This window comes from Pseudomonas sp. NPDC087814, from assembly GCF_044742865.1.
In the GTDB taxonomy this organism is placed as follows: domain Bacteria; phylum Pseudomonadota; class Gammaproteobacteria; order Pseudomonadales; family Pseudomonadaceae; genus Aquipseudomonas.
The window spans coordinates 20,560-37,803 of sequence record NZ_JBIUVK010000039.1; the positions used below are offsets into that span (position 1 = coordinate 20,560).

Sequence of the window (17,244 nt, forward strand, 5' to 3'; positions counted from 1 at the left end):
AGTCAGTAGCCTGTGGCCTCCCAGTAAATATCATCAGGTGAGTTGAACGGGCCGGAAATAACCGAAAACTGCGTATTGCTGACGATCAAGGTATTAGTGCCCGTTGCGGCATCGGAGTAAAAGAGACTCGTCCGGCTTGCAACAAGCGATGCACACCGATTGGGGAACGCGATAGGAAAACTGCGATGGGTGACGGTATCCGAAGCGCCCAAGGTAATACCCCACTGCTTGATCATTCCCGTCTGGGCACACTTCCACCAACCATTGGGCCCAAGTGAGGCCGTATTTTTAAGCACGGCTCCCGGCACGTCGGCTGTTGCCGGCGGCAGGTTTGTCAGGCCGGCGGCGTTGCCGCTGTAGATGCCTGAGATCGACAAATGCCCCCCTTCGGTAAGGGTCATGGCGTTATTCGTTCCGCCCACATGAGTGACGACCTGTGCCGGCGAGGTGCTGGTTCCGCCGGAATAGGCCTCCATTGCCGCGAGGTGTCGCTCATTCCAGCACGTTGCCCGCCACACCATGTATGCCAAGTAGTTTGCCGGCGCATTGATCTGCACAGCTGGCGAGCGGCCTCGCCATGCTACAAATCCGCCGCCCATGTCAGGTAGTTCAAAGCTGGCGGTGCCTGACATCAAGCCACCCGTGGTGGGTAACTTGGAGTTGTCGGAAATCGCGATGTTGGCCGTGCCATCGAATGGCACACCATTGATTTGGCGTGGTGTTGCCAGCCGGGAGGTTGTTCCGGAGTTTCCGGACACATCAATATTGTAGGAACCTTGCAGTCGTGCAGCGGGTACCGCCCCCTTCGTCAGGGCGCTCGCGTTAAGGTTAATGAGTTGGCCACCCTCGCCGATGTAGGCGCCCTTGATGGTCAAGTTACCTTGGCCTTCAAATAGGAAAGCGCTCGGCACAGCTCCCATATGAAGTGCTACTACCGGGAGCGAGGTCGACGTTCCACCAGAGTAGACATCCATGGACGCCAGATGACGTTCCCCCCACATCGTCCCCTTCCAAATAGAGTAACCATACGAGTTGATCGGACAATTGATCTGGATGGCGGGGATACGCTTTTGCCAATCGACAAAGGCCCCTCCCATGCCAGAAAACTCTGCGCTGATTGCGCCAGTCATAGTTCCGCCTTTTACGGGCAACTTCGACTCATCCGTCAGTTTCCCGAACATCGACGCAACTTCATCTTTCGTATAGGCATCCCTGATGCCCATCTCAGCCAACGTTCCAGGGTTCGTGCCGCCTATGGTTCGACCATATTTGTCGACAGTCAGAACTTTGTAGGTGCCCGCCTGAACACCACTTCTTCCCGCCAGCATCTCGAATACCAGCGGGGTGGAGCCCAACGCGATAACCCCTTTGCTGACCAACTGCCACAAAGAGCCTCCATAGGCAGTGCCCTCTTCGACAATTACGCTAAGTCCAGGAGTGACTCTTTGACTGGAGCTGGCATCCATCGAGCGCGACCAGGCACTATTGGCAGCAATATAAATACCGTTGTCCTTCGCCAACGTCTGACCTGCGACCAGTACGCGTTGGCCAGCAATCACTGCAACCCCATCGATTTGCTGCGCGCCACTCAGGACGATATTTGCCGTAGCCGCCACACGAACCGACTGCTTGCTATCAAGCTTGGCCAGCTCGTCGCCGAGATAATCAACAACCCATGCCCGAGTTGCCTTGACGACAGTGTCATCAATCAGCAATGTCACCAGAGACGCATTACTCGTTTCGAAAATCGAGCGGATGTAAAACTCTTTGCCCGACCCAGATGTCGCCAGTACGGGTTTGAACGACTCCGGATACTTGACGATGGCGTACAACACGCCGCTATCGGTCCAGATACCCGCCTCGCGCACATACCACCCACCGACATCTGACGGAATCGTCACCTCTGCCAGGAGCCAGCTGGGATTTTTCTCGTCTTGGAAAAGGGCATTCAATGGCCCCCGCCATACCTCACGCTTCAATGCTTTGGCGGTCGCATCCGGGTTATAGACAGCGCCGTTGCCATCACCAACCGAAATTTGTGCAAGCTTGATCGGAAGCCCAGCAGCCTTGCAGGCAGTTTCGTAGGCAATTCCATCATTGGTAAGAAGAGTATAAAAGTCGGCCATTTAGGACCTCTGTGGATAAATAGTGAGCGTCTCGACGCTATAAAGCCCCGCGGCAGAGAATGCATTGCCGGCGGCTTTCAGACCGTCGATAACAATCGGATGGATAATGGTAAGTTCGCCGCATACCGTCGCGGCAGCGATGGAATGGGTACCAGATGCGCTCAATCCCACAGAGACCGACAGGATGTCGCGTTCGCTTTTTGCAGCGACTAATCGCTGGTCCAGTCGAGCGTCCATTTCTTCGCTGTAGGCCAGGCTTGTGAACGCTCTCACCGAAAAACTGTAAGGCGCACCGATTGGCGTTTGCTCGTACCACGAGCGAACCTGCGGGACCAACTGCAGCCCTGTAGCGGCGTTTTCCAGCGCTTTACGTGTACCGGACTGGCGAGCGGTCGGCCAAGCGAGCTTCACCGTGCCCCTCTTTTCAGCCTCAGGAGCACTGGAACTCCATTCAGTAACACCACGATCTGCAGCCAAGTACGGTAAGAATTCCACTGGCGTCTGCAGCGGATTCATCAAGGCGGGAAAGGGTGGCGTCACCCGATCGAGCAATTGCCCGAAACCCAGGTCCAGCGCCTTCTCCAACGGCGAACTGTTGGCGGGCAGCAAACTGCCTTTGGGCTCACTCATAGCGTGCGCACCTCCACCTCGACACCCGTGCAATACGGAGCCTGGAACGCGGTGGTGACGATCGGCTCCAGCGGTTCAAGGATTTGCAGTTGTGCAGCTCCCGCCGAGTGGATGGCGTAGTCGATCCAGCTCGGGTCCACCCGCCCTTCCAGGCGATGACAGGACTCTGCGTAGTCTTGCAGCAGTTTCCGCGCGGCGACTTGAGTGAGCCCGGAATCCGGGCCCGCGTTGATCTTGGCCACCACGCGGATTTTGTAGCGCAGGATCTGAGCCGCCTGCACCGTGACGAGATCCGTTTCCGGTCGCACGTCAGGCCGGGCGAAATGCCGACGTACACCGTCAAGCAGATCAGCAGAAGGTGTGCCATCCCCGTCTCGGGACAGGACCGTGACCATCACTTCGCCGGGCGCGGTTCGACGGCCATTACCATCCTTGACCCGTGCCGCGTAGCCGTCCGGGTCGAAGGTATAAGTGACCGTCACCACACCCGGCGTAGCACTTTGCACTTTCACCGATGGACGCTCACCGAGGGTGAAAACCTCCCGGCGATACTGCATCCGCGAGCCCGCCGCCGGAGCGTGAGGCGCGAGGTAATAACGCAACCGGGCGTCATCGTCGCTCTCCAATGTTGGCGGTACCGGCGGGAAAGCCGCCGGGTCACCAGGGTCGAGCACCTGGCGCTCCAGGCCCATGTCCGCCAGGCGCGCATCGAGGTTGCTGCCGGTGGCCCACCACGCCAGCATCTGCTTGATGCGGGCGTTGTATTTGCGCTCGTGGGTTTGCAGGCGAACGCAAAAAGCTTCCAGCGCCAACGTCAGCAACTCGCTCTCGTTCTCCAGGCTGACCTTCAGCTTGGCGGCATTTTCTGGTGCACGAGTGGCGACGTAATCGACGACAAACGCCTTGAACTCCGCCAGCAACGGTTCGAACTCATCGACGGCAATGATCGCTGGCTCAGCCAGCTGGTTCTGGCCGGGTATCAGCATGCTCATGTCACCACCTCGAAGGATTGCTTGCGGTTTTTCCAGGTGCCGGCGAAGCGCAGCAACAGGCCGGCGCCCTGGCGGTTGGCGACGATGACTTGCGGCTCGAAGTCGGCGATGCCGTTCTGCGGGTTGTAGAACGCCTGGGCGGCATGGCTCTGGGCGAGAATCAGCAGGTCATCGCCGAGGTTTTGCCCGAGCAGCTGCGGGATCATCGAGCCGTACAGCGGGCGCTTCTGGCGAGTGCCCAAGGGCGTGGTCAGCGCTCGGGTAGCGCGCTGCACAAATTGCAGCCAGTCATCGACCGCCGCCCCGGTGTTTCTATCGATTCCGATCATGGGATGTCCTTGTCAGGGGCTGATGACTCGACCCTGGTGGTCCACCACCGGGCCGCTGAAGTGCGCGCCGCCTGCATCCAGCAACAGGCTGGTGCCGCCGACTTGCAGCGTGATGCCCTGGGCGCTCATCGTGAGGCTGGCGGCGCCGACCTTGATGTCGACCTGTTCGCGGGAACCTTTGAACGTGGTGGGGCCATTAACCCAGTTGAAGGTATGGCTGGCGTCGTCGTAGTCGCTCTGGGTACCGTCCTGATGGCGGCGCCGGGTCAGTGTCGAAGCGCTGGAGACCGGTGGAAAGCGGTCGCTGTTCAAGCCGAACAAGGCCACCGATTGCGCCCCGCCCTCCCCGGCGCCGTAGTTGAGCAGCAAACATTGCTCGCCTACTGACGGGATGCGGGTTTCCGTCTGTGCCCCGGCGCTGGGGTTGAAAAAGCGGATCGCCGGGGTGAGCAGTTCGCCGTGGCTGACCTTGCAGGTATTGCTGGCGGCGTCGACCTCCTGGCACACGCCGATTCGGCAGAAACTTTCGGCGCGTCGATACAGGTCTTCGAGCTGGCTTTCCATTTCCGCCAGGCGCTCCACGATCGGCCCCAGTTGCATGCGTAACAGCGCGTCGAACATGGGCTACTCCGCCAGCGGCTTGTATTGGTCGGGGTCGTCGATGTTCGAAACTTCCCAGGTGCAGGCAAAAAGCGGCTTGCCTGTGGGATCGTTGAGCAACGGCGGCCCGATATAGAGGGTTTGGGTGAAGGTGACGGTCCAGGTGTCGTAGTCCGTCTCCGCGCTGGTGCGTATTGAAGGCGCAGCGACAATGCTGGTCGGCAGGTCGCACTGCGCCTGCGGCAGGTTCCAGCGGTTATCCAGCACCAGGTCCATCAGTTGGCTGGCCAGGTCGCAGGCATCAAAGGGCAAGGCACCCGGGGCCACCATGGCCTTGAGTGAAATCCCCAGAGCATGGGCCTTGCGCCCCTCGCGGGAGCGAAGGCCCGGCCCATTGCCTTCGACCGTGATCAACACGCCGGTGTTGTTCGCGCCGCCCTGAAAGTCCTGATGAGTGCCGACCTTAAGTTCCGGAAACGCCCTGCGCAGTGCCTCGCTGATGGCCTGGGGCAATTGGGAGGGTTTTTCGATAAGTGTCATTTAAGTAGCGTCCTTGCAACGGTTACTGCGGGTCCCGGCCAGGGCCTTCGTTGACGCCGATGCGCTTGGCCGCCCAGCGTTCATAAAGGCCGATGGCCACGTCGGCGCCGGCCATGGCGGTCAGGCACCCAATGGCGCCGGCCGTCCAGATCGACATGCCGGCGGCGTAGCACAGCATCAGGGCTGATACCCCGCACACCATGCAGGCCCCCGAACGCAGGGCCAGGCGCCGCATAAGCGACCAACCACGGGCGCCTTCCTTGTCGGCGCGCCACATTTCTCCGGAAACCCCGCCAATCACCGCCAATACGATGACCAGCCAGATAGGCATTTCCGCCAACGCTTGCTGCTCGTTTGTCATGTCACGCCTCCTGGAATGAGTGATACCGGCAGGTCGCCGGTTGTAGGTGTTTGTTTCAATTTGAATGGGTTCTCTAGGTAGGCATTCCAAAAAGCCCGGTTGCCCGGGCTTTTCAGTAATGATGTCCTCGAACTTTCGGCGCTACTGGCGCGGTACGGTTCTTTCCTCAATGTTTTTCCGACCACGATCCCTGTCTGCCGGATAACTGCTTCTGGTGCTTTACGCTGCACACCCGGGCCAGTTGCCAACCCTCTGAACCGTTAAGGCCGGTTCATCGCTGCCTGTTCTTGAAGCGGTTTGAAACTAAAGAGCGTCGGCATCCTTGCCGGTATTGCCTGGCATCCTTGCCATCGCTTCGATGGCGTCCTTGCCGGTGTTGCGTAACGTCCTTGTCTTCCTTGGCAGCATCCTTGCCGCCTCCACCAGGCCTTCTTGGCTGGCTTGAGATGAAGAATATGCATGTATGCATATACAGTCAATGCACAAATGCATTTATTTTTGCGCAAAAAATGCACAGATGCATTTGTAGCCCCGCAGGCAAAGGGTTTGGTGGTTTTACGCAGACGAAAAAAAACCCGCTCACTGGCGGGCTTTGTCTTACACAGAAGGGTTAGCGGGCGTACATGCCCCACCAGAAAACGTGACCAAGGATGCTGATCTGTTCATCCTGGATTTCCTGGAAGCTGTAGTCCTCGTCCGGATGTTCATCGCGGTTGAAGCTACGCAGGCGAATCCCGGAAGGCAGGCGATAGAGCTGTTTCACCCGTAGCTGGCCGTTGTGATTGATGGCGTAAAGATCGCCATCGACGATGTCACCAATCCCGCATTTGCCCGCATTGACACCTACGGTGGCGCCGTCGCGCAGCACCGGCAACATACTGTTGCCGCGCACCGTCACGCACTTGGCCTGGTCGAACTGCACACCGTTATGCCGCAGGCTGCGCTTGCCGAATCGCAGGCTGGCCTTCTCGCTTTCCTCGATGACGAATCTTCCTGATCCAGCAGCCAATTCAACCTCGCGCAGAAAGGGGATCGACACCTCGTCATCATTAACGGGTGTTTCGTCGTCCCACAGGCTTATGTCCTTGAGTTCCGAATGCATCGGGTCACGCTCGTCCGACCGCACCGGCACCAGCCCTGCGCGCCCGCGCAGCTGATCGGTGCTGACCTGAAAGTAATCGGCGATGCGCGAGATGTGCTTGTCCGACGGATCCACGATCTTGCCGCTGAGGATCCGGGACAGTGTGGATTGAGGCACGCCGGTACGCCGGTGAAGCTCCGTGGGGGAGATCCGGTCGCGGTCCAGCAGCTCTCTTAAGACGATAGAAACGTTGCGTTTTTGCATAACGCGGATAGTGCAGGCAGTTTTGATGCTTGGCAAATGCTTATTTGCATATTTAATGCATGGAGCAACGAATTTGACCTGACCGCTTGTGCACTGCGAAGCCCCGACCGCGCGTGTTAACCTTGCGCCCATTGCAAAAAATGCTGGGCCAAGCGCCCCCTTTGCCCCATCACTTTCAACGAATTTGCCAACTATCCAATGAGTAAAAACACTTCCGATCTGTCCTCCCACACCCCGATGATGCAGCAGTACTGGCGCCTGAAAAACCAGCACCCTGATCAGTTGATGTTCTACCGCATGGGCGATTTCTACGAGATCTTCTATGAAGACGCGAAGAAGGCGGCCAAGTTGCTGGACATCACCCTGACCGCGCGCGGGCAGTCGGCCGGGCAGTCAATTCCGATGTGCGGGATTCCATATCATTCGTTGGAAGGTTACCTGGTCAAGCTGGTGAAGCTGGGCGAGTCGGTGGTGATCTGTGAGCAGATCGGCGACCCGGCCACCAGCAAGGGCCCGGTGGAACGCCAGGTGGTGCGCATCATCACGCCGGGTACGGTGAGTGATGAGGCGCTGCTGGATGAGCGTCGCGACAACCTGATCGCGGCAGTACTGGGGGACGAACGCCTGTTCGGCCTGGCAGTCCTGGATATCACCAGTGGCAACTTCACGGTGCTGGAGATCAAGGGCTGGGAGAATCTGCTGGCGGAGCTTGAGCGCGTCAATCCGGTGGAGTTGATGATCCCGGACGACTGGCCAAAGGACCTGCCGGCGGAACGTCGCCGTGGGACCAAGCGTCGTGCGCCGTGGGATTTCGAGCGTGATTCGGCGCTGAAAAGCCTGTGCCAGCAATTCTCCGTGCAAGACCTCAAGGGCTTCGGTTGCGAAACCCTGACCCTGGCCATCGGCGCCGCCGGTTGCCTGCTCAGCTATGCCAAGGAAACCCAGCGCACTGCCCTGCCGCATTTGCGCAGCCTGCGTCATGAACGCCTGGACGACACCGTGGTGCTGGATGGCGCCAGCCGTCGCAACCTGGAACTGGACACCAACCTGGCCGGCGGGCGCGACAACACCCTGCAATCGGTGGTCGACCGTTGCCAGACCGCCATGGGCAGCCGCTTGCTCACCCGCTGGTTGAACCGCCCGCTGCGGGATTTGACCGTGCTGCAAGCCCGCCAGACCTCTATTACCTGCCTGCTCGACCGCTACCGCTTTGAAAAGCTGCAACCGCAGCTCAAGGAAATCGGCGATATCGAGCGGATTCTGGCGCGGATCGGCCTGCGTAATGCGCGGCCCCGCGACCTGGCACGCCTGCGCGATGCCCTCGGCGCCCTGCCGCAACTGCAAGCGGCGATGACCGAACTGGAAGCACCGCACCTGCAGCAGCTGGCAGTCACCACCGGCACCTACCCGGAGCTGGCGGCGCTGCTGGAAAAAGCCATCATCGACAACCCGCCCGCGATCATCCGTGACGGTGGCGTGTTGAAGACCGGTTACGACACCGAGCTGGATGAGCTGCAATCCCTGAGCGAGAACGCCGGGCAGTTCCTGATTGACCTGGAAGCCCGTGAAAAAGCCCGCACCGGCCTGGCCAACCTGAAAGTCGGCTACAACCGCGTGCACGGCTACTTTATCGAGTTGCCAAGCAAGCAGGCCGAGCAGGCGCCGATCGATTACCAGCGCCGCCAGACCCTCAAGGGTGCCGAGCGCTTTATCACTCCGGAGCTTAAAGAATTCGAAGACAAGGCGCTGTCGGCCAAAAGCCGCGCCCTGGCCCGGGAGAAAATGCTCTACGAAGCCTTGCTCGAAAGCCTGATCGACAAGCTTGCGCCGTTGCAGGACACCGCCGCCGCCCTGGCCGAGCTGGATGTACTGAGCAACCTGGCCGAGCGTGCCCTGAACCTTGACCTGAACTGCCCGCGCTTTGTCAGCGAGCCGTGCATGCGCATCGTGCAAGGTCGCCACCCGGTGGTTGAGCAGGTGTTGACCACGCCGTTCGTCGCCAACGACCTGTCGCTGGACGACGACACCCGCATGCTGGTGATCACCGGTCCGAACATGGGCGGTAAATCCACCTACATGCGTCAGACCGCGTTGATCGTGCTGCTGGCGCATATCGGCAGCTTCGTGCCGGCGGCAAGCTGCGAATTGTCACTGGTGGACCGCATCTTCACCCGGATCGGTTCCAGCGATGACCTGGCCGGCGGCCGTTCGACCTTTATGGTGGAAATGAGCGAAACCGCCAACATCCTGCACAACGCCACCGAACGCAGCCTGGTGCTGATGGACGAAGTGGGCCGCGGCACCAGCACCTTCGACGGGCTGTCCCTGGCGTGGGCGGCGGCCGAGCGTTTGGCGCACCTGCGGGCATATACGCTGTTCGCGACGCACTACTTCGAACTGACCGTGCTGCCGGAAAACGAGCCGTTGGTAGCCAACGTGCACCTCAATGCCACCGAGCACAACGAGCGCATCGTGTTCCTGCACCACGTGCTGCCCGGCCCGGCAAGCCAGAGTTACGGCCTGGCCGTGGCGCAACTGGCGGGGGTGCCGGCCGAGGTGATTACCCGTGCTCGCGAGCACCTGAGCCGCCTGGAAGAAACAGCGCTGCCCCATGAGATTCCCGTGGCCAGCCCGGCCAAGGCCAGCAACAAACCCAGCGCGCCGCACCAGAGCGACATGTTCGCCAGCCTGCCTCATCCGGTACTGGATGAGTTGGCTAAGCTTGACCTGGATGACGTGACGCCGCGAAAAGCGCTCGAAATGTTATATGCACTGAAGACTCGGATATAACGCAGACGCTTGCAAGCTGGTAGACTCTCGCGCGGTTTGGGATGCTGCGGGCTTTTAGCCTGGCCTGCAGACTATCGCTCCCGAACCTCGCGAGCCCTGCCACAAAGGGTTTCGCTGCCGCCGCCTGAGGAGAAAATTAGAAATGACCTTCGTCGTCACCGACAACTGCATCAAGTGCAAGTACACCGACTGCGTAGAAGTGTGTCCGGTGGACTGCTTCTACGAAGGCCCGAATTTCCTGGTCATCCACCCGGACGAGTGCATTGACTGCGCCCTGTGTGAACCAGAATGCCCGGCCGTCGCTATTTTCTCCGAGGACGAAGTCCCGGCAGAGATGCAGGAATTTATTCAGTTGAACGTTGAGCTGGCGGAAATCTGGCCGAATATCACTGAGCGCAAAGACCCGATGCCGGATGCGGCAGAGTGGGATGGCAAAAAAGGCAAGATTGCCGACCTCGAACGCTGATAGCGTCGATGCCCTCCAAAAGGCCCCTTGCGGGCCTTTTTGCATTTCTGCGGGGCGGGTTTCACTTTTCTACAGGCAAAAAAAAGGGGCGGTATGACCCGCCCACATTTTTTCCCTAGTCCCTGTGTTCCTTTTCATCGTCCTGATGAATCGCATCCTGCGAGGTTCCCTGAATCATCGTTCCTTGATGACTGTGTCAATCCGTGGACACAGGGCTGATCTTAGAGAGTTCACGGGGAAGTTCAACGGGATCCAACCCGCCGGGTTTTCGATTCACGCGCTCAAACGCGAATAAATAATCGTTATATTTCAATAAGATAGAAATATAGGCAATCAATTCAAGACGCCCCCGCCGATGAAAAAACCCAAACGCTTACGAAAAAGTAAGTGAATGCTTACACCAGCAATTACGTAAAAGAGTAAAAAACGCCTCGTTGGTGTTCATCAGGCAAGAAAAAGCCCCGACAAGGTCGAGGCTTTTTTCCCATCCGGTGGATCAGTCGTCGCTGACAGTAATCGTCGGCATTGCCTGGGCCTCGGCTTCCTGCAGGACGATTCGCGCGCCTACGTGGCGCGCCAGCTCCTGGTAGACCATGGCAATCTGGCCATCGGGCTCGGCAACCACCGTCGGCTTGCCGCCATCAGCCTGCTCTCGAATCCCCATGGACAGCGGCAACGACGCCAGCAGTTCAACGCCGTACTGGGTCGCGAGCTTCTCGCCGCCGCCTTCACCGAACAGATGCTCGGCGTGGCCGCAGTTGGAGCAGATGTGCACCGCCATGTTTTCCACGACGCCCAGCACCGGGATGTTGACCTTGCGGAACATCTCCACACCCTTGCGGGCATCCAGCAGCGCGAGGTCCTGCGGTGTGGTGACGATCACCGCGCCGGCCACCGGCACTTTCTGCGCCAGGGTCAGCTGGATATCGCCGGTGCCGGGCGGCATATCGATCACCAGGTAGTCCAGGTTGCCCCAGTCGGTCTGGGTGACCAGTTGCAGCAACGCACCGGATACCATCGGGCCGCGCCAGACCATCGGTGTGTTGTCGTCGGTCAGGAACGCCATGGACATGACTTCCACGCCATGGGACTCGATCGGCACGAACCATTTCTGGTCCTTGATCTTCGGCCGGGTGCCTTCCGGGATGCCAAACATCACGCCCTGGCTCGGGCCATAGATGTCGGCGTCGAGAATCCCGACCCGCGCGCCTTCCCGGGCCAGGGCCAGGGCCAGGTTGGCGGCGGTGGTGGATTTGCCCACGCCGCCCTTGCCGGAAGCCACGGCCACCACGTTCTTGACGTTGGCCAGGCCCGGAACCTGCGCCTGGGCCTTGTGCGGGGCGATCACGCACTGGATGTCGACCCTGGCCGAGCTGACGCCGTCCAGGCCTTCGATGGCCATTTGCAGCATCTGCGCCCAGCCGCTCTTGAACAGGCCTGCAGCGTAGCCCAGCTCAAGCTGGACCGAAACCTTGTCACCCTGCACGTCGATGGCGCGTACGCACCCGGCGCTGACCGGGTCCTGGTTCAGGTAGGGGTCGGTGTACTGGCGAAGAACGGCTTCCACCGCTGCGCGATTGACGGCGCTCATGGGCTACTCCCGAAAAAAGACTGACTAAAACAGGCGGCTATCCTAACCGTTCCAGCGCCCCAGCGGCACGCTTTCGGCCTGCGGGAAAATCCGGAAACAGCCGCACGGGGTGAAATAAATTTCCCGGCGCTTTATAGTGGCCGACCTCCGTTTCATCAAGTAGCCGAGCCCCATGTCCGAGCCACGCAAGATCCTCGTCACCAGCGCCCTGCCCTATGCCAATGGTTCTATCCACCTTGGCCATATGCTTGAGTACATCCAGACCGATATGTGGGTGCGCTTCCAGAAGCATCGCGGCAATCAATGCATTTATGTCTGCGCGGACGACGCCCACGGTTCGGCCATCATGTTGCGCGCCGAGAAGGAAGGGATCACCCCGGAACAACTGATCGCCAATGTCCAGGCTGAACACAGCGCCGACTTTGCCGAGTTCCTGGTGGATTTCGATAACTTCCACTCGACCCACTCCGACGAAAACCGCGAGCTGTCGAGCCAGATCTACCTGCGCCTCAAGGACGCCGGGCACATTGCCACGCGTTCGATCACCCAGTATTTCGACCCGGAAAAGAAAATGTTCCTGGCCGACCGCTTCATCAAGGGCACCTGCCCGAAATGCGGCACTGAGGACCAGTACGGCGACAACTGCGAGAAATGCGGCGCCACTTACGCGCCCACCGACCTGAAGGATCCGAAGTCGGCCATCTCCGGCGCCACCCCGGTACTCAAGGATTCCCAGCACTTCTTCTTCAAGCTCCCGGATTTCCAGCAGATGCTGCAAACCTGGACCCGCAGCGGCACCCTGCAGGACGCCGTGGCGAACAAGATAGCCGAATGGCTGGACGCCGGCCTGCAACAGTGGGACATCTCCCGCGATGCGCCGTACTTCGGCTTTGAGATACCGGGCGAGCCAGGCAAGTACTTCTACGTGTGGCTGGACGCGCCGATCGGCTACATGGCCAGCTTCAAGAACCTGTGCGACCGCACGCCGGAGCTGGACTTCGACGCGTTCTGGAACAAGGACTCCACGGCCGAGCTGTACCACTTCATCGGCAAGGACATCGTCAACTTCCACGCGCTGTTCTGGCCTGCAATGCTTGAAGGTTCGGGCTATCGCAAGCCAACCGGCATTGCCGTGCACGGTTACCTGACGGTCAACGGCCAGAAGATGTCCAAGTCCCGTGGCACCTTTATCAAGGCGCGCACCTACCTGGACCACCTGTCGCCGGAATACCTGCGCTACTACTACGCCTCCAAGCTGGGCCGTGGTGTCGACGACCTGGACCTGAACCTGGAAGACTTCGTACAGAAGGTCAACTCGGACCTGGTGGGTAAGGTTGTCAACATCGCCAGCCGTTGCGCCGGGTTTATCCACAAGGGCAACGCCGGGGTGCTGGTGGCTGAAAATGCCGCACCTGAGTTGACCGATGCATTCCTGGCCGCCGCGCCGAGCATCGCCGATGCCTATGAAGCTCGCGACTTTGCCCGGGCCATGCGCGAAATCATGGGCCTGGCCGACCGCGCCAACGCCTGGATCGCCGACAAGGCGCCGTGGTCGCTGAACAAGCAGGAAGGCAAGCAGGCTGAAGTCCAGGCGATCTGCGCCACGGGCGTCAACCTGTTCCGTCAGTTGGTGATCTTCCTCAAGCCGGTGTTGCCATTGCTGGCAGCCGACGCCGAGGCGTTCCTCAATGTGCCGCCGCTGACCTGGAATGACCACGCGACACTGCTCGGCAACCATCAGTTGAATGAATTCAAGCCGCTGATGACCCGTATCGACCCGGTAAAAGTGCAGGCCATGACCGACGCATCGAAAGAAGACCTCGAGGCCAGCAAGACCGATACCGGCGACGCTGCACCTGCGGGCAATGGCGAACTGGCGAAAGATCCGTTGTCGCCGGAAATCGACTTCGACGCCTTCGCTGCGGTGGACTTGCGGGTGGCCCTGATCCTCAAGGCCGAAGCCGTGGAAGGCGCCGACAAGCTGCTGCGCCTGACCCTGGACATCGGTGATGAACAACGCAACGTGTTCTCGGGGATCAAGAGCGCCTATCCGGACCCATCCAAGCTCGATGGTCGCCTGACCATGATGATCGCCAACCTCAAGCCGCGGAAAATGAAGTTCGGTATCTCCGAAGGCATGGTGATGGCGGCCGGCCCTGGCGGTGAAGAGATCTACCTGTTGAGCCCGGACAGCGGCGCCAAGCCGGGTCAGCGCATCAAGTAACAATGGCTAACTGCCTCATGGTCTCGGCCATGGGGCGGTTTCAGCTAGTACCCCCTCCTCGCTTGCCGGATAATCGGATTCTGTTTGCTGTCGGCCCGTTGTTGGCTGTGGCTTTTCCGGGTTCCAACGCAATGATCAAACCATGAGCCTGATTCAACGTATCGACGCCCTGCTGCCGCAAACCCAGTGTGGCAAATGTGGGCATCCTGGCTGCAAGCCCTACGCAGAAGGCATTGCCCAAGGCGAGGCGATCAACAAGTGCCCTCCGGGCGGCCAGGAAACCATTGCAGCCCTGGCGCAGCTGTTGAAGCTCCCGGTGCTGGAGTTGGACACATCTCGAGGGGAAGCGCCCGCACAGATCGCGTTTATCCGTGAAGCGGAGTGCATCGGCTGTACCAAATGCATCCAGGCCTGCCCGGTGGACGCTATCGTCGGTGCTGCCAAATTGATGCACACGGTGATTGTCGACGAGTGCACGGGTTGCGACCTGTGTGTAGCACCCTGCCCGGTTGATTGCATCGAAATGCGTCCGGTGAGCACCGTGGTACCGATTGTCGGCGGGCTGGCCTCCAATGATCATGAACGCGAGGCACGCAGCCTCAAGCGCGACCGGGCCCGGCGACGGTTTGAACAGCGCAACGCGCGGCTGCAACGCGAAGAGGAACAGAAACTTGCCGAACGCCAGGCACGCTCCAAGCGCGCCGCCCCGGTAGCTGCGGCCACGGTCAACCCGGTCCAGGCGGCCATTGAGCGGGTTCGTGCACAAAAAGCCGCGGCCATGGACGCCGCCTTGAAGAAGGCCAAGATCAACCTGGCCATGAGCCGCGCCCAATTGCACAAATCCCTGAAAGCTTTCGGCCACCCGCCGACCTTTGAACAGCAGTCGCAGTTGATCATTCTGCAACAGCACTTCGAAACGGCAGAGCAGGCGCTTGCGGCACTGGTGGTGGCTGATGCCCGCACCTGAACCCCTTGAGCACCGGCCCCACGTGATAAAGCGTGTACTGCCGGTGCACGCCGCGTTTATCCTGCTCGGGTTATTGGGCCCGTTTTTCGTAACCACACTGACTGTTTGCAAGGAACCGCTCGCCCCATGAACGCCGCAAAACGCCTGGAAATTTTCCGCCGGCTTCACGAAGACAACCCGGAACCGAAAACCGAACTGGCCTACTCCTCGCCGTTCGAGTTGCTGATCGCCGTGATTCTCTCGGCCCAGTCCACAGACGTCGGCGTCAACAAGGCCACCGCCAAGTTGTATCCGGTGGCGAACACCCCGGAGGCGATCTACGCGCTGGGGGTTGAGGGGTTGTCCGAATACATCAAGACCATCGGCCTGTACAACAGCAAGGCGAAGAATGTCATCGAGACATGCCGGCTGCTGGTGGAACTGCACGGCAGCGAAGTGCCGCAAACGCGCGAAGCCCTGGAAGCCCTTCCGGGTGTTGGCCGAAAAACCGCCAATGTGGTGCTCAATACAGCATTTCGCCAGTTGACCATGGCGGTGGACACGCACATCTTTCGGGTCAGCAACCGAACCGGTATTGCCCGCGGAAAAAATGTGGTGGAGGTGGAAAAACAGCTGATGAAGTTCGTGCCCAAGCCGTATCTGCTGGACTCGCATCACTGGTTGATCCTTCACGGACGCTATGTCTGCCAGGCCCGCAAGCCGCGCTGTGGCAGCTGCCGCATCGAAGACCTGTGCGAATACAAGGAAAAGACTTCCGACGATTGAGCCATCATTGCTTTTATCGATGAGTCGATTGAAAAAATCTTTTTTACCAGGCCCGAGATTATCGTTATAAGGAGCGCCAACGGCAGTCTTAGCCTGGAGTTAACCTTATGAGCACTGGCAAAGAACAACTGGATGTAGAAGACGACGTTGTTGGCGCTGAATCCGACGATGATGCAGCAGAAGCACCGGTAGAGGTGGCCAAGACCAATTTGAGCAAACGCCGCACCATCGACAACCTGCTGGAAGAGCGGCGCTTGCAAAAACAGTTGGCCGATTACGACTTCGATCTCTAATCGATCCAACGATAAACAGAAGCCTCCCTTGCGGAGGCTTTTTTCTGACTGGATGTAAATGTGAGGCCGGCCTACACCAGGCCGTTTCGCTGGGCCAGCTCGATCAAGTCCACCAGCGAGCGGGCGTTGAGCTTGAGCAGCAAGCGGGTCTTGTAGGTGCTTACAGTCTTGTTGCTCAGGAACATGCCATCGGCGATCTCCTTGTTGGTCTTGCCGCGGGCCAACTGCTGCAACACCATCATCTCCCGGCCGGACAGGCGCTCGACCATGTCCGCTTCGCTGGCGTTGCCCATCGTGGAGCGCACCGAGTTCAACGCCTGGTTGGGGAAGTAGCTGTACCCGCACAGCACCGCCTTGACCGCGCTCAACAGCTCGGTGAGATCCTGTTGCTTGCACACGTAGCCGGCAGCACCCGCCTGCATGCACCGCATCGAGAAATGCCCGGGCGCCTGGGACGTCAGCACCAGCACCTTGAAGGGATGTGCCTGTTTGGTTGATGACAGCCGGCATATAACTTCCAGGCCATCGAGTTTGGGAATTCCAATGTCCAGTATGACAATGTCCGGCATATGCTCGCGCGCAAGTTGCAAGGCATCGACACCGTTATCGGTCTCGGCAACGACCTCATAACTATGACGCTCCATTAGCATACGCACAGCAAGACGAATGACGGGATGATCATCCACGATCAGCACTTTATTCATGGGCAAGTCCAATTTCGCTGTTCGAATTATTAAGAGTAAGCACAATAGCCTAGTCGTTTCTCGCTTGGCATAGCGCTCCCCCCCAAGCAACAGCAAGCAGAGACCTAACCCACAAAGACATAGGATTTAACCTACAAAAAAACGCCAGATCGGAGCTATCCAGTTTTGTTGGGGCTTTCAGAACTTTCCGAGCACAAACATATTTTGAGTGAAAATTCCCAGGATTACGCGGGCCCGGGTAAACGCGCCGTACACAAGTTTCAGGAAATGCCCCTTGTGCGCTGTCAGAAGACCTGTGAACCCGGAGGGAAATCGGGTTTTTAAAAGTTCCATTCGACATAATTACTAACGCTCCATAAATCCTACAGGCATGTCAGCATCTGACATATTCGCGGTACATTTCTGAGTGAATTTTCTGTAGTACATAGTTCCTGCCTACAAGAAAAAATCTCACTTTCAACAATGCATCACTTATCGAGCGAAATTAATAAACATTGCCCCCGTAAAAATATAAACACTCC

Annotated in this window: 15 protein-coding genes and 1 pseudogene; 6 read left to right on the forward strand and 10 right to left on the reverse strand. The window is 59.1% G+C overall.

All coding sequences use genetic code 11. The features are described from left to right. Window positions 1–2: 2 nt before the first annotated feature. The 8 genes from ACIOMR_RS23090 to ACIOMR_RS23125 form a co-directional block, all read right to left on the reverse strand. Window positions 3–2,126 carry a phage tail protein gene (locus tag ACIOMR_RS23090; RefSeq protein WP_401196567.1) on the reverse strand — a complete coding sequence of 708 codons (2,124 nt, stop codon included), beginning with the start codon at window positions 2,124–2,126 and terminating at the stop codon, window positions 3–5. Then, window positions 2,127–2,756, reverse strand: a complete 630-nt coding sequence (locus tag ACIOMR_RS23095) for a phage tail protein I (protein WP_008433535.1) — start codon at window positions 2,754–2,756, stop codon at window positions 2,127–2,129. It abuts the gene before it with no gap. Continuing rightward, window positions 2,753–3,748 carry a baseplate J/gp47 family protein gene (locus ACIOMR_RS23100; protein WP_177067274.1) on the reverse strand — a complete coding sequence of 332 codons (996 nt, stop codon included), beginning with the start codon at window positions 3,746–3,748 and terminating at the stop codon, window positions 2,753–2,755. The genes ACIOMR_RS23095 and ACIOMR_RS23100 overlap by 4 nt, the downstream gene beginning before the upstream one ends. Continuing rightward, window positions 3,745–4,077 carry a phage baseplate protein gene (locus ACIOMR_RS23105; protein WP_003208675.1) on the reverse strand — a complete coding sequence of 111 codons (333 nt, stop codon included), beginning with the start codon at window positions 4,075–4,077 and terminating at the stop codon, window positions 3,745–3,747. Before ACIOMR_RS23105 ends, ACIOMR_RS23100 begins: the two co-directional genes overlap by 4 nt. A 12-nt stretch (window positions 4,078–4,089) precedes the next feature. Next, window positions 4,090–4,698 carry a phage baseplate assembly protein V gene (locus tag ACIOMR_RS23110; RefSeq protein ID WP_401196572.1) on the reverse strand — a complete coding sequence of 203 codons (609 nt, stop codon included), beginning with the start codon at window positions 4,696–4,698 and terminating at the stop codon, window positions 4,090–4,092. Window positions 4,699–4,701: 3 nt separating this feature from the next. Beyond that, window positions 4,702–5,217: a hypothetical protein gene (locus ACIOMR_RS23115; protein WP_177009853.1), complete on the reverse strand. Its 516-nt coding sequence runs from the start codon at window positions 5,215–5,217 to the stop codon at window positions 4,702–4,704. 22 nt (window positions 5,218–5,239) lie between these two features. Further along, window positions 5,240–5,578 (reverse strand): phage holin family protein, encoded by a 339-nt coding sequence (locus ACIOMR_RS23120; protein ID WP_003208680.1) that lies wholly within the window; start codon window positions 5,576–5,578, stop codon window positions 5,240–5,242. A 610-nt stretch (window positions 5,579–6,188) separates the two neighbouring features. Next, window positions 6,189–6,923 (reverse strand): XRE family transcriptional regulator, encoded by a 735-nt coding sequence (locus ACIOMR_RS23125; RefSeq protein WP_032899152.1) that lies wholly within the window; start codon window positions 6,921–6,923, stop codon window positions 6,189–6,191. Window positions 6,924–7,121: 198 nt separating this feature from the next. Between ACIOMR_RS23125 and mutS the strand changes: the two genes are divergently transcribed. Together mutS and fdxA are read left to right on the forward strand one after the other, a co-directional pair. Beyond that, entirely contained in the window at window positions 7,122–9,713 is a 2,592-nt protein-coding gene (mutS, locus tag ACIOMR_RS23130; RefSeq protein WP_008433521.1) for a DNA mismatch repair protein MutS, read from the forward strand. 142 nt (window positions 9,714–9,855) lie between these two features. Next, the gene (fdxA, locus tag ACIOMR_RS23135) at window positions 9,856–10,179 is read left to right on the forward strand and encodes a ferredoxin FdxA (protein WP_003208688.1); all 324 of its coding nucleotides are present in this window, start codon (window positions 9,856–9,858) and stop codon (window positions 10,177–10,179) included. 496 nt (window positions 10,180–10,675) lie between these two features. Here fdxA and apbC read toward each other — a convergent pair whose 3' ends face one another. Beyond that, window positions 10,676–11,770 (reverse strand): iron-sulfur cluster carrier protein ApbC, encoded by a 1,095-nt coding sequence (apbC, locus tag ACIOMR_RS23140; protein ID WP_177055192.1) that lies wholly within the window; start codon window positions 11,768–11,770, stop codon window positions 10,676–10,678. A 172-nt stretch (window positions 11,771–11,942) separates the two neighbouring features. Here apbC and metG point away from each other — a divergent pair, with 172 nt between their 5' ends. From metG to ACIOMR_RS23160, 4 genes and pseudogenes are all read left to right on the forward strand, one after another. After that, complete coding sequence (gene metG / locus ACIOMR_RS23145; protein WP_003208690.1) at window positions 11,943–13,994, forward strand: methionine--tRNA ligase; 2,052 nt, start codon at window positions 11,943–11,945, stop codon at window positions 13,992–13,994. Between the two features lie 121 nt (window positions 13,995–14,115). Continuing rightward, a pseudogene (gene rsxB, locus ACIOMR_RS23150) lies at window positions 14,116–14,529 on the forward strand (electron transport complex subunit RsxB); the annotation flags it as partial. 558 nt (window positions 14,530–15,087) lie between these two features. Further along, a complete protein-coding gene (nth, locus tag ACIOMR_RS23155; RefSeq protein ID WP_010170146.1) occupies window positions 15,088–15,726 on the forward strand; it encodes an endonuclease III in 639 nt (212 codons plus the stop codon). A gap of 107 nt (window positions 15,727–15,833) precedes the next feature. Further along, the gene (locus ACIOMR_RS23160) at window positions 15,834–16,019 is read left to right on the forward strand and encodes a PA3496 family putative envelope integrity protein (RefSeq protein ID WP_003208696.1); all 186 of its coding nucleotides are present in this window, start codon (window positions 15,834–15,836) and stop codon (window positions 16,017–16,019) included. A gap of 71 nt (window positions 16,020–16,090) precedes the next feature. Here ACIOMR_RS23160 and ACIOMR_RS23165 read toward each other — a convergent pair whose 3' ends face one another. Then, entirely contained in the window at window positions 16,091–16,723 is a 633-nt protein-coding gene (locus tag ACIOMR_RS23165) for a response regulator transcription factor (RefSeq protein ID WP_003208698.1), read from the reverse strand. Window positions 16,724–17,244: the final 521 nt, after the last annotated feature.